Source organism: Xanthomonas sp. NCPPB 3174 (assembly GCF_056725205.1).
Map to the genome: position 1 here is coordinate 1,610,101 of NZ_CM161517.1, position 20,561 is coordinate 1,630,661.

At 69.4% G+C, this 20,561-nt stretch carries 20 protein-coding genes; 2 read left to right on the forward strand and 18 right to left on the reverse strand.

Annotated features, from left to right (window positions below; genetic code table 11):
- Window positions 1-274 precede the first annotated feature (274 nt).
- Window positions 275-2,530 (forward strand): methyl-accepting chemotaxis protein, encoded by a 2,256-nt coding sequence (locus tag AC1PK7_RS07060; protein ID WP_481100313.1) that lies wholly within the window; start codon window positions 275-277, stop codon window positions 2,528-2,530.
- 338 nt (window positions 2,531-2,868) lie between these two features.
- Here the strand turns inward: AC1PK7_RS07060 and AC1PK7_RS07065 are convergent, their stop codons facing one another.
- On the reverse strand, window positions 2,869-3,351 hold the full coding sequence (locus AC1PK7_RS07065; RefSeq protein ID WP_041500367.1) for a hypothetical protein: 483 nt from the start codon (window positions 3,349-3,351) through the stop codon (window positions 2,869-2,871).
- A gap of 499 nt (window positions 3,352-3,850) precedes the next feature.
- Here AC1PK7_RS07065 and AC1PK7_RS07070 point away from each other — a divergent pair, with 499 nt between their 5' ends.
- Window positions 3,851-5,227 carry an amino acid permease gene (locus AC1PK7_RS07070; RefSeq protein ID WP_420009382.1) on the forward strand — a complete coding sequence of 459 codons (1,377 nt, stop codon included), beginning with the start codon at window positions 3,851-3,853 and terminating at the stop codon, window positions 5,225-5,227.
- Window positions 5,228-5,545: 318 nt separating this feature from the next.
- Here AC1PK7_RS07070 and AC1PK7_RS07075 read toward each other — a convergent pair whose 3' ends face one another.
- The 17 genes from AC1PK7_RS07075 to AC1PK7_RS07155 all read right to left on the reverse strand — a co-directional run bounded on the left by AC1PK7_RS07075 (window position 5,546) and on the right by AC1PK7_RS07155 (window position 20,526).
- A complete protein-coding gene (locus AC1PK7_RS07075; protein ID WP_481100314.1) occupies window positions 5,546-6,814 on the reverse strand; it encodes an arsenic transporter in 1,269 nt (422 codons plus the stop codon).
- Between the two features lie 259 nt (window positions 6,815-7,073).
- Complete coding sequence (locus AC1PK7_RS07080; protein WP_420009384.1) at window positions 7,074-7,526, reverse strand: hypothetical protein; 453 nt, start codon at window positions 7,524-7,526, stop codon at window positions 7,074-7,076.
- A 315-nt stretch (window positions 7,527-7,841) separates the two neighbouring features.
- Window positions 7,842-8,582 (reverse strand): tetratricopeptide repeat protein, encoded by a 741-nt coding sequence (locus AC1PK7_RS07085; RefSeq protein ID WP_481100315.1) that lies wholly within the window; start codon window positions 8,580-8,582, stop codon window positions 7,842-7,844.
- A 91-nt stretch (window positions 8,583-8,673) separates the two neighbouring features.
- Entirely contained in the window at window positions 8,674-9,492 is an 819-nt protein-coding gene (locus AC1PK7_RS07090; RefSeq protein WP_209229518.1) for a carboxylesterase family protein, read from the reverse strand.
- Between the two features lie 177 nt (window positions 9,493-9,669).
- Window positions 9,670-11,028: a magnesium transporter gene (gene mgtE, locus AC1PK7_RS07095; protein ID WP_010344112.1), complete on the reverse strand. Its 1,359-nt coding sequence runs from the start codon at window positions 11,026-11,028 to the stop codon at window positions 9,670-9,672.
- A gap of 361 nt (window positions 11,029-11,389) precedes the next feature.
- Window positions 11,390-13,096, reverse strand: a complete 1,707-nt coding sequence (gene ptsP, locus AC1PK7_RS07100) for a phosphoenolpyruvate--protein phosphotransferase (RefSeq protein ID WP_481100316.1) — start codon at window positions 13,094-13,096, stop codon at window positions 11,390-11,392.
- Window positions 13,097-13,154: 58 nt separating this feature from the next.
- A complete protein-coding gene (locus AC1PK7_RS07105) occupies window positions 13,155-13,424 on the reverse strand; it encodes an HPr family phosphocarrier protein (RefSeq protein WP_010344110.1) in 270 nt (89 codons plus the stop codon).
- On the reverse strand, window positions 13,417-13,809 hold the full coding sequence (locus tag AC1PK7_RS07110; RefSeq protein WP_010344109.1) for a PTS sugar transporter subunit IIA: 393 nt from the start codon (window positions 13,807-13,809) through the stop codon (window positions 13,417-13,419). Before AC1PK7_RS07110 ends, AC1PK7_RS07105 begins: the two co-directional genes overlap by 8 nt.
- A gap of 147 nt (window positions 13,810-13,956) precedes the next feature.
- Entirely contained in the window at window positions 13,957-14,835 is an 879-nt protein-coding gene (gene rapZ / locus AC1PK7_RS07115) for an RNase adapter RapZ (RefSeq protein WP_010344108.1), read from the reverse strand.
- The gene (hprK, locus tag AC1PK7_RS07120) at window positions 14,832-15,782 is read right to left on the reverse strand and encodes an HPr(Ser) kinase/phosphatase (RefSeq protein WP_019795906.1); all 951 of its coding nucleotides are present in this window, start codon (window positions 15,780-15,782) and stop codon (window positions 14,832-14,834) included. Before hprK ends, rapZ begins: the two co-directional genes overlap by 4 nt.
- On the reverse strand, window positions 15,779-16,231 hold the full coding sequence (locus tag AC1PK7_RS07125; RefSeq protein ID WP_481100317.1) for a PTS sugar transporter subunit IIA: 453 nt from the start codon (window positions 16,229-16,231) through the stop codon (window positions 15,779-15,781). The genes hprK and AC1PK7_RS07125 overlap by 4 nt, the downstream gene beginning before the upstream one ends.
- Before the next feature lie 21 nt (window positions 16,232-16,252).
- Window positions 16,253-16,570: a ribosome hibernation-promoting factor, HPF/YfiA family gene (gene hpf / locus AC1PK7_RS07130; RefSeq protein WP_010344105.1), complete on the reverse strand. Its 318-nt coding sequence runs from the start codon at window positions 16,568-16,570 to the stop codon at window positions 16,253-16,255.
- A 50-nt stretch (window positions 16,571-16,620) separates the two neighbouring features.
- The gene (locus AC1PK7_RS07135) at window positions 16,621-18,090 is read right to left on the reverse strand and encodes an RNA polymerase factor sigma-54 (protein WP_481100318.1); all 1,470 of its coding nucleotides are present in this window, start codon (window positions 18,088-18,090) and stop codon (window positions 16,621-16,623) included.
- 43 nt (window positions 18,091-18,133) lie between these two features.
- Window positions 18,134-18,853: an LPS export ABC transporter ATP-binding protein gene (gene lptB, locus AC1PK7_RS07140; RefSeq protein WP_481100319.1), complete on the reverse strand. Its 720-nt coding sequence runs from the start codon at window positions 18,851-18,853 to the stop codon at window positions 18,134-18,136.
- Window positions 18,853-19,437, reverse strand: a complete 585-nt coding sequence (lptA, locus tag AC1PK7_RS07145; RefSeq protein ID WP_029562261.1) for a lipopolysaccharide transport periplasmic protein LptA — start codon at window positions 19,435-19,437, stop codon at window positions 18,853-18,855. Before lptA ends, lptB begins: the two co-directional genes overlap by 1 nt.
- A complete protein-coding gene (gene lptC, locus AC1PK7_RS07150; RefSeq protein ID WP_019797526.1) occupies window positions 19,415-19,981 on the reverse strand; it encodes an LPS export ABC transporter periplasmic protein LptC in 567 nt (188 codons plus the stop codon). Before lptC ends, lptA begins: the two co-directional genes overlap by 23 nt.
- Window positions 19,978-20,526 carry a KdsC family phosphatase gene (locus AC1PK7_RS07155; protein ID WP_017910666.1) on the reverse strand — a complete coding sequence of 183 codons (549 nt, stop codon included), beginning with the start codon at window positions 20,524-20,526 and terminating at the stop codon, window positions 19,978-19,980. The genes lptC and AC1PK7_RS07155 overlap by 4 nt, the downstream gene beginning before the upstream one ends.
- Between the last annotated feature and the right edge of the window lie 35 nt (window positions 20,527-20,561).

Below are 20,561 nucleotides of genomic sequence, written 5' to 3' on the forward strand. Positions count from 1 at the left end.
GTCCGCGCGTCGCGCGCATGGACTCTCCACACCCCTGTCATATGCCTGAGGGTGTTCAATAAATTCTCTGCAATCGCCTCTCAAGTCCGGCCGCAGGGGGCCGTTACATCGCCCGCACATCGAGCGGGATGCGTCATCAAGCGTTTGATTCCAAACGTTTTTTCACGGGTTCTTCATCCCTCGCTCGATGCGGGCGCGCACAACGGCCATTGCGTCGTCGTGCGTGATCCGGGGCGATTCATCGCCTCTTTCATTCCCCCAGACAGGCCATTCCATGATTGCATTCCTTCAGCGCTACAACGTTGGCGCTCGGCTCGCCACCGCGTTCGGCCTCCTCATCCTGCTGTCCTCGGCGCTGGTCGTCGCCGGGCTGTTCACCCTGTTCCAGGCGCGCGAGCGGCTGGACGGCATCGTCCAGCGCAATATCGCCGCGATCCGTGCCTCCAGCGAGATGCTCAACGCAAGCTCGGCCGTGGCGATCAATGTCCGCAACATCGTGTTGCCGACCTCCCAGGAGGACAACATCCGCTTCGCCAAGGTCATCACCGAGCAGCGCGCGCGCTACCAGGAGGCGCGCAAGCGGGCGGGTGCCATTCCCAGCGGTGCGCAGAGCCAGGCCGTGCTGGCGGAAGTCGATCGCGCGCGGCAGCTGACCGTGGACGTCAACAACCGCGTCATCGATCTGGGCATGCACTACAAGCCTGACGAAGCACTGGCCCTGCTGATGGGGCAGTCCGCGCCGCTGACGCAGAAGTGGCAGGACGCCATCGCCCGCTATGCCGATCTGCAGGCCACCCGCAGCAACGAGGCTTACGCGGCCGCCACGGCGGCGATGGCGCGTGGACGCGCCATGCTCATCGCAGGCGGCCTGGCGGTGGTGCTGGTCAGCAGCGTGCTGGCTTGGTTGATCACCCGCAGCCTGACCGTGCCGCTGAATCGCGCCACCCGTGCCGCCGAGGCCATCGCGGCCGGCCGCCTGGACAACGACGTGGTCACCGACGCGCGCGACGAACCTGGCCGTCTGCTGCTGGCCATGAACGGGATGCAGACGCAGTTGCAGCGCTTCTCCCGCGAAACCGCGTTGATGATCGAACTGCATGCGGACAAGGACATCAGCCACCGCATGCCGCAGGACTTCCCTGGCGTGTACGGCGAACTGAGCAAGGGCATCAATACCATGATGTTCGAGCACCTGGACGCCATCGTCGATGCCATCGCCGTCCTCAACGAATACGCCAACGGCGACCTGCGCCGCGACGCGCGTCGCCTTCCCGGCAGCCGCGCGGTGCTGCACGAGTCGATGGACGCGGCCAAGGCCAGCCTGCTGGCGATCAATACCGAGATCAAGCGCCTGGCCGCGTCGGCCGCGGCCGGCGACTTCAGCACGCGCGGTGATGCCACGCACTTCCAGCACGACTTCCGCCTGATGGTGCAGGACCTCAACGCGATGATGGAGGTCAGCGATCGCAATCTCGGAAAGCTGTCGGCGCTGCTGCAGGCCATCGCCGCCGGCGATCTCACCGCGCGCATGCACGGCGAGTTCCACGGGGTGTTCGCGCGGATGCGCGACGACGCCAACGCCACTGCCGACCAGTTGACCGGCATCGTCGGCCGCATCCAGACCGCCGCGGTCAGCATCAATGCCGCGGCCACCGAGATCGCCACCGGCAACGACGACCTGTCGCGCCGCACCGAGCAGCAGGCTGCCAGCCTCGAAGAGACTGCAGCCTCGATGGAAGAGTTGACCTCCACAGTCAAGCAGAACGCCGAGCACGCGCGCCAGGCCAACCAGCTCGCCAGCGGCGCGGCCTCGGTGGCCTCGCAGGGCGGCGTGGTGGTGGGCCAGGTGGTCGAGACCATGAGCGGGATCGAGGCGTCCTCGAAGAAGATCGCCGACATCATCGGCGTCATCGACGGCATCGCCTTCCAGACCAATATCCTGGCGCTCAACGCTGCGGTGGAAGCGGCGCGTGCCGGCGAGCAGGGCCGCGGTTTTGCGGTGGTCGCCAGCGAAGTGCGCACCCTGGCGCAGCGCTCGGCCAACGCCGCCAAGGAGATCAAGACGCTGATCGACGACTCGGTGACCCGCGTCGCCGAGGGCTCGGCGCTGGTCGATCGCGCCGGCAGCACCATGCAGGAGATCGTGGCCTCGGTGCAGCGCGTCACCGACATCATGGGCGAGATCTCCGCGGCCTCGCAGGAACAGTCGGCCGGCATCGAGCAGGTCAACCAGACCGTCACCCAGATGGACGAGAGCACGCAGCAGAATGCGGCGCTGGTGGAAGAGGCCACCGCGGCCGCGCGTTCGATGGAGCAGCAATCGGTGGAGCTGACCCAGGCTGTGGCTTTGTTCAAGCTGGAGGGCGCGCCCCTTGCCGCGCCGTCGCCAGCACCGGTGCAGGCGCGTGCCAGGACTGCCGTGCCGACGGCCATGCGCAGCCCGCGCCCGCTGGCCGCGGCCGCACCGGCACGACGCGCGCCGGCGTTCGCCGCGGCGGTGGCGCTGGACAAGGACTGGCAGGAGTTCTGAGCCGGCGCGGTCCGGTGTGCCGGATCGCGCGTGCGGCCGTCTTCCTCGGAAGGCGGCCGCTTGCGTTAGTGCGTCGCTGCGCGATGTGCGCGATTCGGCCGCTGTGTGCGAGCACGCGGCGGCCTGGCCGGCGGAGGCCGGTGCGGAGACGTGTGGGGCGACGCTTCGGCCCGCCCGTGGCGAATGTCCCACTGCAAAAGAGGGAGCAGCGCGAATGCAGAAGGCGTCGCGCTCGCCGGACGTTGCGGTGCCGGTCCCGATCGGGTGGCCAGGTCATCGACGCCCGCAGTCAAATCGCGCTGCGGCCGCAGTGGGCGGCCGCAGCGCGTAAGCGGCACTTACTGCGGCGGCTTGGTCTGCGGGGTCTTGATCACGTACGAGGTGATGTACTCGCCGTTGGAGCCGTAGACCACCACGATGGTGGTGGTGGCGTCGCGGTAGACCACGGTGGCGTTGCACGGGCAGCTGGCCGCGGCGGTGACCATGCCCAGCGGCTGGTTCTTCGCGTCGTTGACCGCGATCATCTGCTCTTCGGCGGCGCTGCCGATCGGCAGCCGCGTGTCGGTGCCCGGCGTGGCGCTGAGCACGGTGATGACTTCGTCCTGCAACGAGTTGATCTGTACGAAGCGCAGGCCGGCCTTCTCGAACGTGTAGACCTTGAACAGCGGCGACAGGCTGACGTTCTGCTTGCCGATGGGCAGGCGTTCGCCCATGCCCTGGATCGCGTCGGCGGCGTTGAGCGGCGCGCGCTGGGCGGCCTGCAGGCAGGGCGCGGCCAGCGCGGCCGCCAGCATGGTGAGGGTCAGCAGCGGTTTGATCATGGTGTCTCTCCTTGTCTGGATGTACGGACCTGTACGCCATGGGACGAGCGACAGCCGTGGTCCTTTCCGGCCGGAGCGCCCGCAACGGGCCGTCTCCCGGTCCGTCGTCGCCTGCGGTCCCCCGGCTCCGCGTTCGCCCTCATCGGCTGGTGCGGAAATAGGAGACTTTGCAGGCGTCTAGTTCAGTATTTCTGACGTTAGCATCGCTGTCAACAAGCGGAATCAAAGATATAGGCGGAAGCGGCGTTGGTATCTGATGTAAGGTGATTCCGTACATTGGCGGGGTTGGGCCGTTCCGCCGCGTCGTTTGCATGGAAAGGCGGCCGTCGGCATCCCCGCGGTGTTGCTGGCAACTGCGTGCGCGGATCCGCGCTGCGTTGCAGCAGCCATCCCGCTGCGGCGGGCCGATCCGCGGCCGCGAGCGGCCAAACGCGTGCGCAGCCGCACCTCGTCGCCGTCAGCCTGTATCGTGTCGCGTTTTCCGCACCCGACCGAGCCGATGCCGCATCCGTCCGCGCCTGTCCCGCCTGCCGCCGCTCCCGCCCTGCGCCACGCGCTGAAACCACGGCAACTGATCATGATGGGATTGGGCAGCGCGATCGGCGCCGGCCTGTTCCTGGGCTCCGGCGTCGGCGTGCACGCGGCAGGGCCGGCGGTGTTGATCTCCTACCTGGTCGCTGGCGCGCTGGTGATCATCGTGATGAACGCGCTGGGCGAGATGGCCGCGGCCAAGCCGGCCAGCGGTGCGTTCTCGGTCTATGCCGCCGACGCGATGGGGCCGACCGCCGGCGCCACCGTGGGCTGGCTGTGGTGGCTGCAACTGGTGATCGTGATCGCCGCCGAGGCGGTGGGTGCGGCCGGCCTGCTGGCGACCGTGTGGCCGGGTTTGCCGGTGCCGGCGGCCGCGATCGCGTTCATGGCGGCGTTCACCGCGATCAACCTGCTGGGCGTGCGCAACTTCGGCGAGTTCGAATTCTGGTTCGCCATCCTCAAGGTGGCGGCGATCGTTGGTTTCATCCTGGTCGGCATCGCCTTGCTGGCCGGCTGGCTGCCTGGTGTTCCCTCGCCGGGCCTGTCCAACGTCACCGGCAACGGCGGCTTCGCGCCGAAGGGCCTGGCCGGCATCGGCGCGGCGCTGCTGGTGGTGGTGTTCGCGTTCGGCGGCACCGAGATCGTGGCGGTGGCCGCGGCCGAGACCGCCGACCCGGAGCGCAGCATTGCCCGTGCCATCCGTACCGTCGCCTGGCGCATCCTGGTGTTCTACATCGGCTCGCTGAGCGTGATCATCGCGGTGGTGCCATGGCAGAGCAAGGCGCTGAGTTCGCCGTTCGCCGCGGTGCTGCAGGTGGCCAACATCCCCGGCGCCGCCACCGGCATCACCCTGATCGCGGTGATCGCGTTGCTGTCGGCGCTCAACGCCAATCTGTACGGCGCCTCGCGGATGATCTTCTCGCTGGCCCAGCGCGGCGAAGCGCCGCGCGCGCTGGCCGCGTCCAGTCGGCAGCAGGTGCCGTGGCTGGCGGTGCTGGCCAGCGTGCTGTTCGGCTTCGTCGCCGCGGTGCTGGAGCTGCTGTATCCCAACCGGGTGCTGCCGGTGCTGCTGAACATCGTCGGCGCCACCTGCCTGCTGGTGTGGACGATCTCGCTGCTGTCGCAACTGATCCTGCGCGCGCGCGCCGACCGCGCCGGTACCCGCCTGCCGTTCCGCATGCGCGGCTATCCGCTGCTCACCGTACTGGCGCTGGCGATCCTGGCGCTGATCTTCGGCCTGCTGGTGGCCTCGCCGGACACCCGCACGCAGTTCCTGTCGATGGCGGCGCTGACCGCGGTGATCGCCGTGGTCAGCGGCGTGGCGCGGCGGCTGCGCGCGGGGTAGGGCGCAGCCGCGGTGGCGGCATGCCGTTGTGGGAGGGACTTCAGCCCCGACGTGCGAGGGTGTCGGGCGGCGTTTGCTTCGTTCGTCGCGGCTGCATGACAGCGCTTCGCGCGCGTCGTGTGTGTCGCCGCAGCGGCGGCACGTGTTGCTTTTCATGGAGCAACCGCGGCAGGTGTCGCGGTAAGGCCTGTCGCGGCTGAAGCTGCTCCTACGACGGCACCGACAGCTCGCAGGCCTGCCCTTGTAGGAGCGGCTTCAGCCGCGACGCGTTGCGATGGAAACCACCGCGGCCGAATCCACGACGTGCACGCGCGCCCCTCAGCCCAGCAGCAGGCGTGCGCCCAGGGCGCACAGCAGCGCCGGCGGCATTACCAGCGCGCCGACCTTTAGGAAGCGCCAGAAGCCCACGTCCTCGCGTTCGCGGCGGATCGCGGTCAGCCACAGGATGGTCGCCAGCGAACCGGTGATCGACAGGTTCGGACCCAGGTCCACGCCGATCAGCAGCGCATCCACCACCAACTGCGGCGGTTGCGCCTGGGCGACGGTGGTGCTGGCGATCAGGCCCGCCGGCAGATTGTTCATCAGGTTCGAGCCGAACGCCAGCAGGGTGCCGGCGACGCCGGCGGTGGCCTGCGGCGAGTGCGCGGCAGCGTCGGCCAGGGTGCGCGCGAGCAGGCCGATCACGCCGGTGCGCGACAGCGCCTCCACCAGCACGAACAGGCCGGCCACCAGCGGCAGCACCGACCACGACACCGCCTTGGCCATCGGCAGCGGCGACTGCCGGCCGCCCAGGCAGACCACGCCCAGCGTCGCCAGGCCGGCCAGGCAGGTCGGCAGGCCCAGGTCCAGGCCCAGCGCGGAGACGCCGACCAGCAGCACCGCGGTGGCGAGGATGCCGACCAGGGCGAAGGTGCCGCCGCGGGTCAGCGGCACCGTGTCCACGCGCGCGGCGCAATGGCCGGTCAGGTCCTTGCGCTCGGCCCAGCGCAGCATCACGAAGGTCACCCCGATCGCCAGCAGCGACGGCAGCGCGAACGCGGCCATCCACGCGCCCAGGGTCGGCATCTTCCCGCCGTACAGCACCAGGTTGGCCGGGTTGGAGATCGGCAGCACGAAGCTGGCGGCGTTGGCGATCAGCGCGCAGGCGAACAGCAGCGGCAGCGGCTTGGCGCCGGCCTTGCGCGCGGCCGCGTACACCGCCGGGGTCAGCACCACCGCGGTGGCGTCGTTGGACAGGAACGCGGTGACCACGATGCCGACGCCGAACACCAGTGCGAACAGGCGCTGGGTCGAGCCCTTGGCCAGGTTCACCGCATGCATCGCCACCCAGTCGAACAGGCCTTCGGCGCGCGCGGTCTCCGACAGCAGCATCATGCCGATCAGGAACAGGTACACGTCCAGGCCCTTGAGCACCGCCTGCCACGCCTCGCCGCCGGGCATCAGCCCCAGCGCCATCAGCAGCAGCGCGCCGCCCACCGCCCAGCACGCCTCGGGCAGCTTGAACGGTCGCGCGATCACGCCGGCCGTGGCCAGTGCGCAGATGCTCCAGGTGGCGAGATTGGCGGTAGGCGCGAAGGGCATGCTCATGCCGCCGCTGCCGTGGCACGGGCGCCGAGGCGCGCGCGCGAAGAGGCCGCTGGGGCGAGGCAGGGGAGGGCGATGGGGGAGGGCACGGGCATGGGGCGTCGGGCAGCGCAGTCCGAGGGGCGTGCAGGATAGCAGCGGGGCAGGTGCAGGCCGGGCCGACATGGGCGCTCCGGCGCCCGCGGTTTAGCTTGCGTAGACATGCGTCGCGGGGCTGTCCGCACATCCCTGCACGCCAGGGCCGCGCGGCACCGCGGTGCCGCTACCCCAGATGGCGTGCGATCCACCCTTGCACGAACGCCACCGGTCCGGTCCGTGGCGGCGGCGTCAGCCCGGCGCTGCGCACGAAGCCGGTGGCGGCCTGGGCCAGTGCCTGGTTGGCGCGACGCACGGCCTGCTGCGCGGCCGCCTGCTGCTGGCGCAACTGCACCAGGTGCAGCGACGGCCGTCCGGGCGGGGCGAACTTCTGGTCGCGACGCAGCGCATCGGCGGACAGGCGGCTGGCCTGCGCGGCCTGGTGCAGGGCGTCCAGTGCGTCCAGCACCTGCAACAGCCAGCGTCCGCTGTCGCTGAGCTGCAGGGGAGAGGCATCGTGGTCGCATGCCGGCAGCAGCAGCGGTGGAATCGCCGCACCGGGGATCGTCGCCGCCCCTGCATCCAGGGCGCGCAGGCGGGCGTGGAAGGCGGTCTGCGATGCGGAAGGAATGGTCGCCATGCCGGCCCTGTGCGCGAAAGCGCGGACTGTACGCGCTTTGGCGCATCGCCGACAGGTGATGGCGTCGCGCGATGGGGACTGTCCTGCGTCACCGCAGGACCGCTGCGCCCTGCCTGCCGCGCCGCGCTCCATGTTTGCCGCGTCCTGCCCGATCGCACCCGCGGTGGTGCTGGCCGCCGATGCATGCCGCGCGTACTGCCGGGCCGAAGCCGACAGACGTGGCCGTGGCGCATTGGCGCGCACAGATCTGCGTCGTTGCGGTCGCCGCAGGCGTGCATGCTCGTCGCGCGACATGCGCGGGAGCGTGCGCGGGGCCTAATGCGGTGGCGACGCTGCCGCTTCCATCTGGTCGAGATACTGCAGTTCGTGCAGGGCGACGGCATTGCCGGGTTCCAGCTCCAGCGATTGCTGCAGGGCCGCGCGGGCGCCGGCCTTGTCCGGCGTGTCGATCAACAGCGAGCCGATGCCGCGCAGCGCTATCGCGCGGCCCGCGCGCGCCCGCGGCGAGACGTCGGCCAGCGCCAGCGCCTGCCGATAGCTGGCGAGCGCTTCGTCCGTGCGCCCGAGATTGCGCAGCGCATAGCCGCGTTCGGTATAGGCGGAGAACAGATACGGCCCGAGCGCGATCGCCTGGTCAAGCCATACCAGCGCCTCCGACCACTGGCGTTGTGCGGCGGCTGCAAAGCCACGCATCTGCAGCGCGTTGGCGCAACTGAGGTCGATCCATTCGGTCGGCAGGCCATCGTCATGGGCGGCCATGTAGGCCTCGTACTCGTGCACGTCGGCGACGCTGACCACGCGCAGGCCGGGCCGCTGCCAGGTGCCGCAATGGGCGATGATCCGGTCCAGCAGGGCGATGTCCGCCGCATCCATGCTGTCCAGGCGTGTCTGCAGCGTGGCGATGTCCTTGCGGTGCTCCACGCCTGGGCGTGCGGTTGCCGCCTTGCCTTGCAGGTAGGTGGTGACCGGCTCGGTCAGCGCCTGTGCCGCTGCGCCGTGGCTGGCGCAGGCCAACAGCGCGCACACTGTGGCGCGCAGCATCCCCTGGTGTCGCATGCATCCCCCTGCATCGAACGGTGGTGGAAAGTCGCTGTCAGGTAAGCATCCCGGTTACACCAAGGCAAGCGCGCAGCGCATGGCGCCTCACTCAGTTATCGGCGGTGGTCGGCGTGGCGGCGTCGCTGCGCTTCTGCGCGAACAGCCACTGCCACATCTTCGGGTCGCGGTAGGTGGCATCCCAGGCGTTGTGGTTGCCCTGCGGATATTCGGTGTAGCGCACGTCGGCGTCGAGGTTCTTGAAGGCACGCACGATCTTGCGGTCGTCGTGCGGCAGCACCACGTCGTCCTGGGCGCCGTGGAAGATCCACACCGGCACGTGCCGCAGGCGCTGCGCCAGCGCGCTGTAGGGATCGGCCAGATAGGCCACCGGCGTCACCACCAGGTACTCGCGGTCCTCGTGCGGAGACAGGATCGCGCCGCAGATCGGCACCAGCGCGGCGAAGCGCTGCGGCTGCTTCAGGGCGATCTCCCACGTGCCGTAGCCGCCCATCGACATGCCGGTCAGATAGGTGCGTTGCGGGTCGCCGTTGAACTCGGCGCTGCTGTCGTCCAGCGCCTGCAGCGCCATGGTCGCGTTGGCACCGTTCCATTCCTCGCCGTCGGGCGCCTGCGGCATCACCACCAGGGCCGGGAAATCGGCCAGGTGGCGGCGCAGGTAGGGCCCCAGGCCGGCCGTGGTCTGGTCGCGGCCGTCGTCGCCGCGCTCGCCGGAGCCGTGCAGGAACAGCACGACCGGTACCGGGCCCTGGCGATGCGCCGGCGCCGGCACGAACACCTGGTAGCGGTAGATGCGTCCGTCGAGGGTGAGCTGGCGGCTGACGAAGTGGCCGGTGGCCGGGTCGCTGGGCAAACTGCTGCAGCCGACCATCGACAGGCACAGCAGAAGCAGCAACGAACGCATCGACATGGCTGGCCCTCGGGTGGTGAGCCCGCAGTATCGTGGCCTTGGCGTCTTTCCGACAACCCGGACAGCGGCGGCGGACATGCGCCAGTCAGCCGGCGGCCAAGGCGCGTGCCGGCGCGGCGTGCGCGTCGTGCCGGGGTGGCTGCAGCGACGCGTGCAGTCGCCGCGCACGCGCACGTTCTACAGCAGGACCAGGGTGGCCAGGCCGAGGAAGCTGAGGAAGCCCATCACGTCGGTCAGCGTGGTCAGGATCACCCCGCCGGCCAGGGCCGGGTCGAAGCCCAGGCGCTTGAGCGTCAGCGGCACCAGCACGCCGCCCAGCGCGGCGGTGAGCAGGTTGATGGTCAGCGCCGAGCCGATCACCAGCGACAGCAGCGGCTGCTTGAACCACAGCAGCACGATCAGGCCCAGGCCGATACCCAGCGCCAGGCCGTTGATCAGCGCCACCGACAGCTCCTTGCGCAGCAGCACGATCACGTTGGAGGCGCCGATCTGGCCCAGGGCCAGGCCGCGCACCATCAGCGCCAGCACCTGGGTGCCGGCGTTGCCGCCCATGCCGGCCACGATCGGCATCAACGCGGCCAGCGCCACCAGCTTGGCGATGGTGCCTTCGAACTGGCCGACCACGCTGGAGGCGATGAAGGCGGTGCCGAGGTTGATGGTCAGCCACAGCAGGCGGCGCCGGAACGCGCGCCGCACCGGGCTGAACAGGTCCTCGTCCTCGTCCAGGCCGGCGGCGCTCATCGCCTGGTGCTCGGCCTGGTCGCGGATGATGTCGACCACGTCGTCGATGGTGATGCGGCCGAGCAGGATGTTGTTGTCGTCCACCACCGGCGCGGAGATCCAGTCGTGGTCGGAGAACTGCCGCGCGACCTCGTCGGCGCCCTCGCCGACGTCGATGGCCGGCTGCTCGTCGTCGATCAGCCGGTTGATCGGGGTGGAATCCTCGTGGGTCACCAGCGCCGCCAGCGACACCCGCCCCAGATACTGGTGGCGGCGGCTGACCACGAACAGGTGGTCGGTGTGGTCCGGCAGTTCGCCGCGCAGGCGTAGGTAGCGCAGCACCACGTCGACATTGACGTCGGCGCGCACGGTGACCACGTCCGGGTTCATCAGGCGCCCGGCGCTGTCCTCGGGATACGACAGCACCTGCTCGAGCCGCTCGCGGTTCTCGCGGTCCATCGACTTGAGCACTTCGTCGATGACCGTGTCCGGCAGGTCCTCGACCAGGTTGGCGAGGTCGTCGATGTCCAGGTCTTCGACCGCGGCGACGATTTCGTCCGGGTCCATGTCCGCGAGCAGGCTCTCGCGCACTTCCTCGCCGACGTGGACCAGCACCTCGCCGTCGTCCTCCGGATCGACCAGCCCCCACACCACCTCGCGCTTGCCCGGCGGCAGCGACTCCAGCAGGTTGCCGATCTCGGCCGGCGCCAGCGTATTGACCAGGCGCCGCACCGGGCCCAGGCGCCCGCTGTCCAGCGCATCGGACAGCATGCGCAGCTGCCGCGCGGTCTTGTCGTGGCGGACGGCGTCGGCCATGCGCTGCTCCCTTCGGGTGAGGCCGCGCTCCGGAGAAACGCGGTCGGTCAGATGTTCATTCCAACATTATCGCCTGCATGTTGCGGGAAGCACAGTGGATGGCAGGGATTGGGGATTCGCGGGTTTCCGCATGCGGACGTCTGCGCATGTAGGAGCGGCTTCAGCCGCGACGGCATTCCCGGGAACGCCCGTCGCGGCTGAAGCCGCTCCTACAGAAGATCGATGGGTTTCTTGACGAGAGAGAGCGCTGTGCTCGCAGAGACCAAGCGGCGCGCCTTTCAGAAAATCGCTTGCCTGCGATCAGAGGAAGGACATCCTGCCCAATCCCCAATCCCCAATCCCCAATCCCCAATCCCGGCTCTCAAGCCAGCCAACGCTCGATGCCCTTGCGGTCGCGGGCCTGCAGCAGTTTGGTGCCGCGCTGGCGCAGGGCCTGCAGGTCGGTGTCGCGGATCACCTGGCGCACTTCCAGCATCGTCGCCGGGTGCAGGCTGAACTCGCGCAGCCCCAGCGCCAGCAGCATCGGCGTCAGCGCCGGGTCGCCGGCGATCTCGCCGCACACCGCCACCGGCTTGCCGTGGGCCTGGCCGGTGGCGATCACCTGCGCGATCAGGCGCAGCACCGCCGGATGCAGCGGCGAATACAGCTCGGCCACCGCCTCGTTGTTGCGATCGGCGGCAAGCAGGTACTGCACCAGGTCGTTGGTGCCGATCGACAGGAAGTCGATGACGTCGATGAAGGTGTCCAGGGCGAGCGCCGCTGCCGGCACCTCGATCATCGCGCCGAGTTGCACCTGCTCGGCGATGGCGTGGCCGTCGCGGCGCAACTGCGCGGCGATGCGCTTGAGATGGCGGCGCATCGCCAGCAGTTCCTCGCGCGCGCTGACCATCGGCACCAAGACCCGCACCGGGCCGTAGGCAGAGGCGCGCAGCAGCGCACGCAACTGCGTGTCGGAGACCTTGGGCCGGGCCAGCGACAGGCGCACGCCGCGCAGCCCCAGTGCCGGGTTTTCTTCGTTGCTCATGGTCAGGCCGGTGCGATCGGCCTTGTCCGCGCCCAGGTCCAGGGTGCGGATGGTGACCGGCCGCCCGCTCATGCCCAGTACCGCGTCGCGGTAGGTATGGAACTGTTCTTCCTCGTCGGGCAGGGCGTCGCGCTGCAGGAACAGGAATTCGGTGCGGTACAGGCCCAGGCCGTCGGCGCCGAGGGCGTGCGCGCGGGTGACGTCGTCGCGCGACTCGGCGTTGGCCAGCAGGGTGATGTCCACGCCGTCGCGGGTGCGGCTGGGCTTGGAGCGCAGCTTGCTCAGGCCGCGCTGCAGCCTTGCCTGCTCGCGCACGCGGCTGCGGTAGTCGCGCAGGTCGTCCGGAGTCGGGTCGACCAGGACCGCGCCCTGGGTGCCGTCGACGATCAGCACGTCGCCGTCGTTGATCTTCTGCAGCGCGTCGGCGACGCCGACCACCAATGGCAGGTGCAGGCTGCGCGCCAGGATCGCGCTGTGCGACAAGGTGCTGCCGGCGCTGGTGACGATGCCGACCACGCCCTGCGCCTGCAGTTGCGCCAGTTCCGAGGGTGCCACGTTCTCGCACACCAGGATCTCGCCGGCCAGGCCTTCGCTGTCCGGCTGACGCTTCTGCAGGAACGCATGGATCCGCCCGATCACATGGTCCAGATCGTCCATGCGGCTCTTGAGGTAGGCGTCCTCCATGTCGTCGAACACGGTCGCCAGGCGGTCGCGTTGCAGGCGCAGCGCGTAGTCGGCGCTGTAGCGGCCGGTGCGGATCAGTTCGTCCAGGCCGTGCAGCAGTTCCGGGTCGTCCAGCAGCAGCGCGTGCAGGTCGAGGAATTCGCCGACCTCCTTGGCCAGCGCGCCGTGCAGGCGCTGGCGCAGGCCGTGCATCTCCTCGCGCGCGGCGTCCACCGCGCGGTGCAGGCGATCGAGTTCTTCAGGGATCTGCGCCGCGCCGATGCGTTGCTCGGCCACCTCCAGCGCATGCGGCAGGCGCACCCGCGCCCGGCCCAGGGCATTGCCGCGCGAGGCGCCATGGCCGGCGATGCGCACGCTCACCGCGCGTGCCCCGTGCGGCGGCACCGCGTCCCTGCCTGCGGCCGCCGGCGGCGCATGCTCAGCTGTCCTCGTCGAAGCGCCGCTCGAACAGGTCGACCACGGCCTTGAGCGCCTCGGCTTCGTCGGCCCCGTCCACCCGCACCGTCACCGGCGTGCCTTGCGCGGCGGCCAGCAGCATCACGCCCATGATGCTCTTGGCGTTGACCTCGCGGCCCTTGGCCGCCAGCGTGGCATTGCAGCGGAACGAGGACAGCGTCTGCACCAGCTTGGCGGTGGCGCGGGCATGCAGGCCGAGGCGGTTGGAGACCAGCAGTTCGCGTTCAAGCATCGTCGATCACCACGCCGTTGCGCGAGCCGGCGGCGGCGGTCGCGGGCAACTGCTCCAGTCCTTGTTCGGGGTAGTTCATGATCCGCAGCAGCATCGGCAGGCTCAGCGCCGAGACGCGCCGCACCGGCGTGCCCAGGCGCGCCAGCCGTGCGGCGAGGTTGCTCGGGCTGGCCCCGTACAGATCCGTCACCACCAGCACGCCATCGCCATCGTCCACCCGCCGCAACGCCGCAGACGCCTGCGGCAGCAGCGCGTCGAGGTCGGCATCGAACGGCACGTCGAACGCTTCGGTTTTCAGCGGCAATTGCCGCAACAGCCGGGTCGCCACGCTCAGCAGCGCGGCGCCGATCCCAGGGTGGGTGATGAGGAGAATGCCACAGGCCATGGGAGAACGTTAACAGGTCAGGCAGGGCGCAGGGAATGCCTGTGGGGAGCTGGGATTGGGGATTCGGGATTGGAGATTGGCAAAAGCGGGGGCGTTGCTCTGGCTCTTGCGAATCCCCAATCCCGAATCCCCAATCCCCGCCTTCGATCAATCCTGCTCGCGATGGAAGGTCGCCACTTCCGGCCAGCCCTGTTCGCGGGCGTGGCGGGCCAGGCGTTCGGCCAGGTAGACCGAGCGGTGCTTGCCGCCGGTGCAGCCGAAGGCGATGGTCACGTAGCTGCGGGTGTCGTTGCGCAGCCGCGGCAGCCAGGTGTCGAGGAAGTCGATCAGCTGCGCGGTGTAGCGCTGCACGTCCGGTTGCGCGTCCAGGTATTCGCGCACGCCGCTGTCGCGGCCGGTCATCGGGCGCAGTTCCGGGTCCCAGTGCGGATTCGGCAGCACCCGCGCATCGAACACGAAATCCGCCTCGGCCGGCACCCCGCGCTTGTAGGCGAAGGACTCGAACAGCAGCGACAAGGTGTTCTCGGCGGACAGTGCGAATTCGGTGGTGACCCGCCGGCGCAACTGGTGCACGTTGAGCGTGCTGGTGTCGATCACCGCATCGGCCGCCTCGCGCAGCGGCTCGGTCAGGGCGCGCTCGCGCTCGATCGCCTCCGGCAGCGACAGACCCTGATGCGACAGCGGATGACGCCGGCGGGTGTCGGCGTAGCGCTTGATCAGCGCCTCGTCGTTGGCGTCGAAGAACAGCAGCCGCGCATCCAGGCCGAACTGCGCCACCGCCTCGCGCCAGCGCGAGAGCTGGGTGAGGTCGCTGTGGCGGCTGCGCACGTCGATGCCCACCGCCAGCTTGCTGGGGCCAGCGTCCTCGCGCACCAGGCTCTTGACGAAGGCCGGCAGCAGTTCCACGGGCAGGTTGTCGACGCAGTAGTAGTCCAGGTCCTCGAAGGTCTTCAGCGCCACCGACTTTCCGGAGCCGGACAGGCCGCTGACGATGACCAGGGTGGAGGTGTTGGCGCCGGCGGTCATGGATTGCGCCGCTCCAGCAGGTTGCTGTGGCGGGCGATGAACATCGCCGCCGGATCGATGCCCTTGGTGCGCAGGATGTGCAGGCGCGTGGCGGCCTCGGTCAGCACCGCCAGGTTGCGGCCGGGCATCACCGGCAGGGTGATCAGCGGTACGTCCAGGTCCAGCACGTGGCGTGTGCCGGAATCGCCGGTGAGGCGCTCGTAGCCGTGGGGCGTGGGCTCGGTCATGGGCCGGGTCAGATGCACGATGAGCCGAAGGTACTTGTTCTTCTTTACAGCCGTGTCGCCGAACATCTCGCGCACGTTGAGCACGCCCAGCCCACGCACTTCCAGCAGGTCCTGCAGCAGTTCCGGGCAGGTGCCGTCGAGCACGTCGGGGGCGATCTGGGTGAATTCCGGGGCGTCGTCGGCGACCAGGCGGTGGCCGCGGCTGAGCAGTTCCAGCGCCAGTTCGCTCTTGCCCGAACCCGCCTCGCCGGTGATCAGCACGCCGATCGAGTAGATCTCCATGAACACGCCATGCAGGATCACCCGCGGCGCCAGCGTGCGGGCCAGGTGGTAGGAGAGGTGATTGAGCAGTTCGTGGCCGCGCTTGGGCGAGACCCACAGCGGCGTATCGGATTCGTCGGCGGCCGCGCGCAGGTCTTCCGGGCACGACTGGTTCTTGGTGACCACCAGCGCCAGCGGCCGCACCTGCACGATCTTCTCGATGGTCTCCCAGCGCTGGCGCGCGTCCAGCGAGTCCAGCCAGGCCAGTTCCTCGGTGCCGAGGATCTGCACCTTGTTGGGGTAGATGGTGTTGAGGTAGCCGGCCAGCGACGGCCGCCGCGAGACCGCATTGCCGGCCTCCAGCACCCGGTGTTCGCCCTTGTGCCCGGCAATCCAGCGCAGGCCCAGGCGGTCGCGCTGCTGGTCGAACAGCTCGCGTGCGTCGATGCTGGTGTTCATGCGGCGGCCCGTGGCGCGCCGCCGAGCAGCGCATACAGTGCGGCGGCGTCCGGCGCGTTGCGCAGGGCGTCGCGGAATTCGGCGATGGAGAACTGCTCGGCCAGTTCGGACAGCAGCATCAGGTGTTGGTGGGTGTAGTGCGCCGGGACCGCCATGGCGAAAATCAGGTCGACCAGGGTGCCCTGGCCGTCGAAATCGATCGGCTGTTGCAGGCGCAGCAGCGCGCCGCGTGGGGCGTCCAGGTCCGGCGCGCGGCCGTGCGGGATGGCGATCCCATGGCCGATGGCGGTGCTGCCCAGCTGCTCGCGCTCGCGCAGGCTGGCGAAGAGTTCATCGGCGCCGGCCTGCTGGCAGGCCAGCAGACCGGCGGCGGTGTGCAGCAGGGTGTCGCGATCGGCGGCCGCAAGCACCTGGGTGCTGACGGCCGCCATCAGATCGGTCAAGGGCATGGCGGCGCAACGTGGGAAGGATCACGCGAGATTGTCGCGCACCTCGGCCGCATGGTGGTCGTGCTTCTTTTCCTTGTGCTTGATGATCAGCCGGTCCAGCTTGTCGGCGAGCAGGTCGATCGCCGCGTACATGGTCTGCGCGCTGGCGTCGGCGTGCAGGGTGCGGCCGGGGACATTGACGGTGGCCTCGACATGGTGGTCGGGCTTGCGCAGCGCCAGTTGGGCGCGGACCTCGATGGTTTCCTCGTAGTGTCGCTTCAGCCGTTGCAGCTTGGTCTCCACATACTCGCGCAGGGCGGGGGTGACTTCGATCTGCTGGCCGTAGGTCTCGATACGCATCGGATACTCCTAGGTTCGGGTTTCACACCTATGAACCATCGCCGCCGCCGCTAGCCGATCCGGACGCGTTCGTGGGAGGCGGAAATGTTCATGGCCTCACGATACTTCGCCACGGTGCGGCGCGCTACAGGCACGCCGGCACTTTTCAGCAGGTCGGCCAGCTTGGCGTCAGAAAGCGGCTTGCGCGGATTTTCCGCCTCGATCAGCCGCCGGATCATCGCCTGGATCGCCGTGCTGGACGCCTCGCCGCCGCTGTCGGTGTCGATGCCCGAGGCGAAGAAGGCGCGCAGCGGGATGGTGCCGCGCGGGGTGCGCACGTACTTGCGGGCGATGGCGCGCGAAATGGTGCTTTCGTGCAGGCCCAGTTCGCCGGCGATCTCGCGCAGGGTCAGCGGCCGCAGCGCCTGTTCGCCGAACTCCAGGAAGCCGGCCTGCTGCTTGAGCAGGCAACGGGTCACCTTGAGCAGGGTCTCGCCGCGTGCCTCCAGGCTCTTCAGCAGCCAGCGCGCTTCCTGCAGTTGCCCGCGCAGGTAGCCGGCGTCGCTTTCGCCGCACTGGCGGATCAGCCGCTCGTAGCCGCGGTGGATGGTGACCTTGGGCTGGGCGTGCGCCGACAGCGCCGCATGCCACACCCCGCGCTGGCGCCAGACCACGCAGTCCGGCACCACATAGGTGTCGCTGCCCAGTTCGCCGATCTGCTTGCCCGGGCGCGGATCCAGCGAGCGCAGCAGCGCGACCGCGGTGTCGACCTCCGCCGCCGGACGCTTGAGTTCGTGGGCCAGCCCGGCCACGCCGCTGCGCGGCAACCGCTCCAGCGGACCGTTGGCGATGATGCGGGCCAAGGCCAGACCCGGCGTGTCCTCGGGCAGGGTGTCCAACTGCAGGGTCAGGCACTCGCCCAGGCTGCGCGCGGCGATGCCGGCCGGGTCGAAGCGCTGGATCTGGTGCAGCACGGTGAGGATCTCGTCCTCCTCGGCGGCGATGTCCGGGCGCAGGGTCTCGGCGATCGCGGCCAGCGGCTCGCGCAGGTAACCGTCGTCGTCGAGCGCGTCGATCAGCGCCGCGCCGATGCTGCGGTCGCGCGCCGACAGCGGCGACAGGTGCAGCTGCCACAGCAGGTGGTCGATCAGGGTGTCCGGCTCGGCCACACGCTCGGCCGCGCTGCCCAGGTCGTCGTCGTCGAACGAACCGCCGCTGCCGCCGGCCCAGGCCGGCTCGGCGTCGGCCCAGTCGGCGCCGTCGCTGGCCGTCGCGGATTCGCCGCGGTCGCCATCGTTGTCGCTGCGTGTGTCGCCTGCCGCGTGGTCGTGGTCGTGGTCAAGCCCGTGGTCGGCGCCTTCGCTGCGTTCGAACGCCGGTGCGGCATCCTCGGACCATTCCAGCAGCGGATTGCTCTCCACCGCCTCGGCGATCTCCACTTCCAGTTCGGCGCTGGACATCTGCAATAGCTTGATCGCCTGCCGCAACTGCGGCGTCATGACCAGGTGCTGTCCCAGCGATGTCTGCAGCCGTGCTTTCATGCCTGTACCGAGCGCGGAAGGAGCGTAGCCGGCGCGTGCGCGGTCAGAGCCTGAAGGTTTCCCCGAGGTAGACGCGGCGCACGTCGCTGTTGGCCAGCAGCGCTTTCGGCGCCCCCTGCGCCAACACGCTGCCCTCGTTGAGGATATACGCCCGGTCGCAGATTCCCAAGGTTTCGCGCACGTTGTGGTCGGTGATGAGCACGCCGATGCCGCGCTGCTTGAGGTGGGTGACGATGCGCTGGATCTCGCCGACCGAGATCGGGTCGACGCCGGCGAAGGGCTCGTCGAGCAGCATCAGCCGCGGCTTGGCCGCCAACGCGCGGGCGATCTCGCAGCGACGGCGCTCGCCGCCGGAGAGGCTGGCGCCGAGCTGGTCGGCGACGTGGCTGATCTGCAGTTCGTCCAGCAGCGCCACCAGTTCGCGTTCCTGTCCGGCGGCGTCCAGGTCCTCGCGCAGTTCCAGCACCAGGCGGATGTTGTCGGCGACGCTGAGCTTGCGGAACACCGATGGTTCCTGCGGCAGGTAGCCGACGCCGAGCTTGGCGCGCTTGTACATCGGCAACGCGGTGATGTCGTTGCCGTCGAGCACGATGCGCCCCGCATCGGCGTCGACCAGGCCGACGATCATGTAGAAGCAGGTGGTCTTGCCGGCGCCGTTGGGGCCGAGCAGGCCGACCACTTCGCCGGCCTCCAGGGTCAGTGCGAAGTCGCGCACCACTTCGCGCTGCTTGTAGCGCTTGCGCAGGCCTTCGGCGAGCAGCATCACTGGCCTCCTTGCTTGGCCGGCTTGGCGGGTGCCGCGGCCGGCTTGGCGGCGGGCTTGGCGCCGTTGGCAGGCGTGGCGCCCGGAGCAGCGCCGGCGTTCTTCGGCTGGATCACCGTGTGCACGCGCGTGCCGTCGCCGCCGCCCTGCATGTCGCCGGTCTTGGTGTTGTAGACCATGCGCTGGCCGGCATTGGTGCCCTTGGGCGAGGTCATGCGGTAATTGCCGGTGAGGATCACCGTGTCGGTGGGCACCTTGTAGTCGATGTTGTCGGCGACCGCGTCCATCGGCGAGCCATCGTCCAGTTCCTGCTTCAGGGTGGCCTGCTTGCCGGTCAGCACGACGCGATCGATGTCGCCGTTCTTGCGGAACAGGTCGGCGGTATCGGCATGGATCTCCAGCGTGCCCTGGATGATGACGACATTGCCGAAGAAACGGACCTTGCCGTCGTCGGCCATCATGTTGCCGTCCTGCGCATCGGACTTGATGTCCATCGGCTGGTTGCGGTCGGTCGACTTGGCCAGCGCCAGGGTCGGCAGCAGCAGGGCGAGCAGGGCGAGCTTAGCGGGCAGCATTCGGTTCATAACGGGACTTGACCTGTGAAAGGAGCTTGTACTGCCGGGATTTCAAGTCGACCTGGAAGCCGACGCCGGTCTGCATCATACCGGGCCGGGTCATCGTGACCGGGTCGGCGGTGCGCGCGCTGTTGGTCTGCGGGAAGACGTCCAGGCTCTGGGTACGGAACGTGGTGGGCGGGATGCTGGGCACCTTGGGGCTGTCGCCGGCGACGTCGCCGCGCAGGCGCAGTTCGTCGCCGTCGGCGCTGACCCAGCCGGTCTTGCTGCGCATTTCCCAGTGCTGGCCGTTGGCGTCGGGCAGCAGGAACAGCGGGGTCACGATCGACATCGTCTGGTCGGCGCGACTGCGCTCCATCTGCGGCGCGCGCAGGGTCATCGCTTCCTTGCCCTGCTTGTCCAGGCTGACGATCTCGAAGTCGCGGGCGATGTAGTCCACGCTGGCTTCGTCGGAAGGATTGCGACTCGGCTTGCTGCGTTGGTTCCAGGCCGACCAGCCGCTGATCAGCGCCCCGACCAGCAGCAGGCCGCCGAGAGTGGTGCGCCAGTTCATGCGCCGTGCTCCTGCAGCAGTGAGGGGACATGGCCCTGTGCGGCCAGCAGCACGTCGCACAGTTCGCGCGCGGCGCCTTCGCCGCCGCGGGCGCGGGTGGTCCAGTGCACGTGTTCGGCCGTCCAGGGATGCGCGTTGGCCGGGGCGACTGCCAGGCCGACCACGCGCAGCGGCGCCAGGTCGGGCAGATCGTCGCCCATGAAGCAGACCTGCTCCAGGCCGATGCCGCGTTCGTCGCACAGCGCCTGCACGCCGGCACGCTTGTCCTTGACCCCGATCTGCACCAGCAGGCCCAGTTCCTGGCCGCGCTTCTCCGCGGCCAGGCTCGGCCGCGCGGTGATCAGCGCCACGTCGATGCCATGCCGGCGCAACTGCACCAGGCCCTGGCCGTCGAGCACGTTGAAGGCTTTGCTCTCGTTGCCGTCGCGGTCGTAGTACAGGCGGCCGTCGGTCAGCGTGCCGTCCACGTCGAAGCACGCCAGGCGGATCCGGGCGGCGCGGTCGATCAGGTCGGCGGGGAGGTCGGCCAGCGGGGAATAGGGCATGTTCGGGATATCGGGGCGGGGAGGCCGGCTTTCCA

Bases quoted from the DNA above. Each gene is read 5' to 3' on its own strand.
- lptB (WP_481100319.1), bottom strand. From the start codon at position 18,853: ATGCTGCTCGCCGAAGGCCTGCGCAAGCGCTACAAGCAGCGCGAAGTG.
- hprK (WP_019795906.1), bottom strand. From the start codon at position 15,782: ATGAACACCAGCATCGACGCACGCGAGCTGTTCGACCAGCAGCGCGAC.
- AC1PK7_RS07110 (WP_010344109.1), bottom strand. From the start codon at position 13,809: ATGGCCTGTGGCATTCTCCTCATCACCCACCCTGGGATCGGCGCCGCG.
- hpf (WP_010344105.1), bottom strand. From the start codon at position 16,570: ATGCGTATCGAGACCTACGGCCAGCAGATCGAAGTCACCCCCGCCCTG.
- AC1PK7_RS07060 (WP_481100313.1), top strand. From the start codon at position 275: ATGATTGCATTCCTTCAGCGCTACAACGTTGGCGCTCGGCTCGCCACC.
- AC1PK7_RS07065 (WP_041500367.1), bottom strand. From the start codon at position 3,351: ATGATCAAACCGCTGCTGACCCTCACCATGCTGGCGGCCGCGCTGGCC.
- AC1PK7_RS07155 (WP_017910666.1), bottom strand. From the start codon at position 20,526: ATGCCCTATTCCCCGCTGGCCGACCTCCCCGCCGACCTGATCGACCGC.
- rapZ (WP_010344108.1), bottom strand. From the start codon at position 14,835: ATGACCGCCGGCGCCAACACCTCCACCCTGGTCATCGTCAGCGGCCTG.
- AC1PK7_RS07085 (WP_481100315.1), bottom strand. From the start codon at position 8,582: ATGCGACACCAGGGGATGCTGCGCGCCACAGTGTGCGCGCTGTTGGCC.
- AC1PK7_RS07090 (WP_209229518.1), bottom strand. From the start codon at position 9,492: ATGTCGATGCGTTCGTTGCTGCTTCTGCTGTGCCTGTCGATGGTCGGC.
- lptC (WP_019797526.1), bottom strand. From the start codon at position 19,981: ATGAACTGGCGCACCACTCTCGGCGGCCTGCTGCTGGTCGGGGCGCTG.
- AC1PK7_RS07075 (WP_481100314.1), bottom strand. From the start codon at position 6,814: ATGAGCATGCCCTTCGCGCCTACCGCCAATCTCGCCACCTGGAGCATC.
- AC1PK7_RS07125 (WP_481100317.1), bottom strand. From the start codon at position 16,231: ATGCCCTTGACCGATCTGATGGCGGCCGTCAGCACCCAGGTGCTTGCG.
- AC1PK7_RS07080 (WP_420009384.1), bottom strand. From the start codon at position 7,526: ATGGCGACCATTCCTTCCGCATCGCAGACCGCCTTCCACGCCCGCCTG.
- AC1PK7_RS07070 (WP_420009382.1), top strand. From the start codon at position 3,851: ATGCCGCATCCGTCCGCGCCTGTCCCGCCTGCCGCCGCTCCCGCCCTG.
- mgtE (WP_010344112.1), bottom strand. From the start codon at position 11,028: ATGGCCGACGCCGTCCGCCACGACAAGACCGCGCGGCAGCTGCGCATG.
- AC1PK7_RS07105 (WP_010344110.1), bottom strand. From the start codon at position 13,424: ATGCTTGAACGCGAACTGCTGGTCTCCAACCGCCTCGGCCTGCATGCC.
- AC1PK7_RS07135 (WP_481100318.1), bottom strand. From the start codon at position 18,090: ATGAAAGCACGGCTGCAGACATCGCTGGGACAGCACCTGGTCATGACG.
- lptA (WP_029562261.1), bottom strand. From the start codon at position 19,437: ATGAACCGAATGCTGCCCGCTAAGCTCGCCCTGCTCGCCCTGCTGCTG.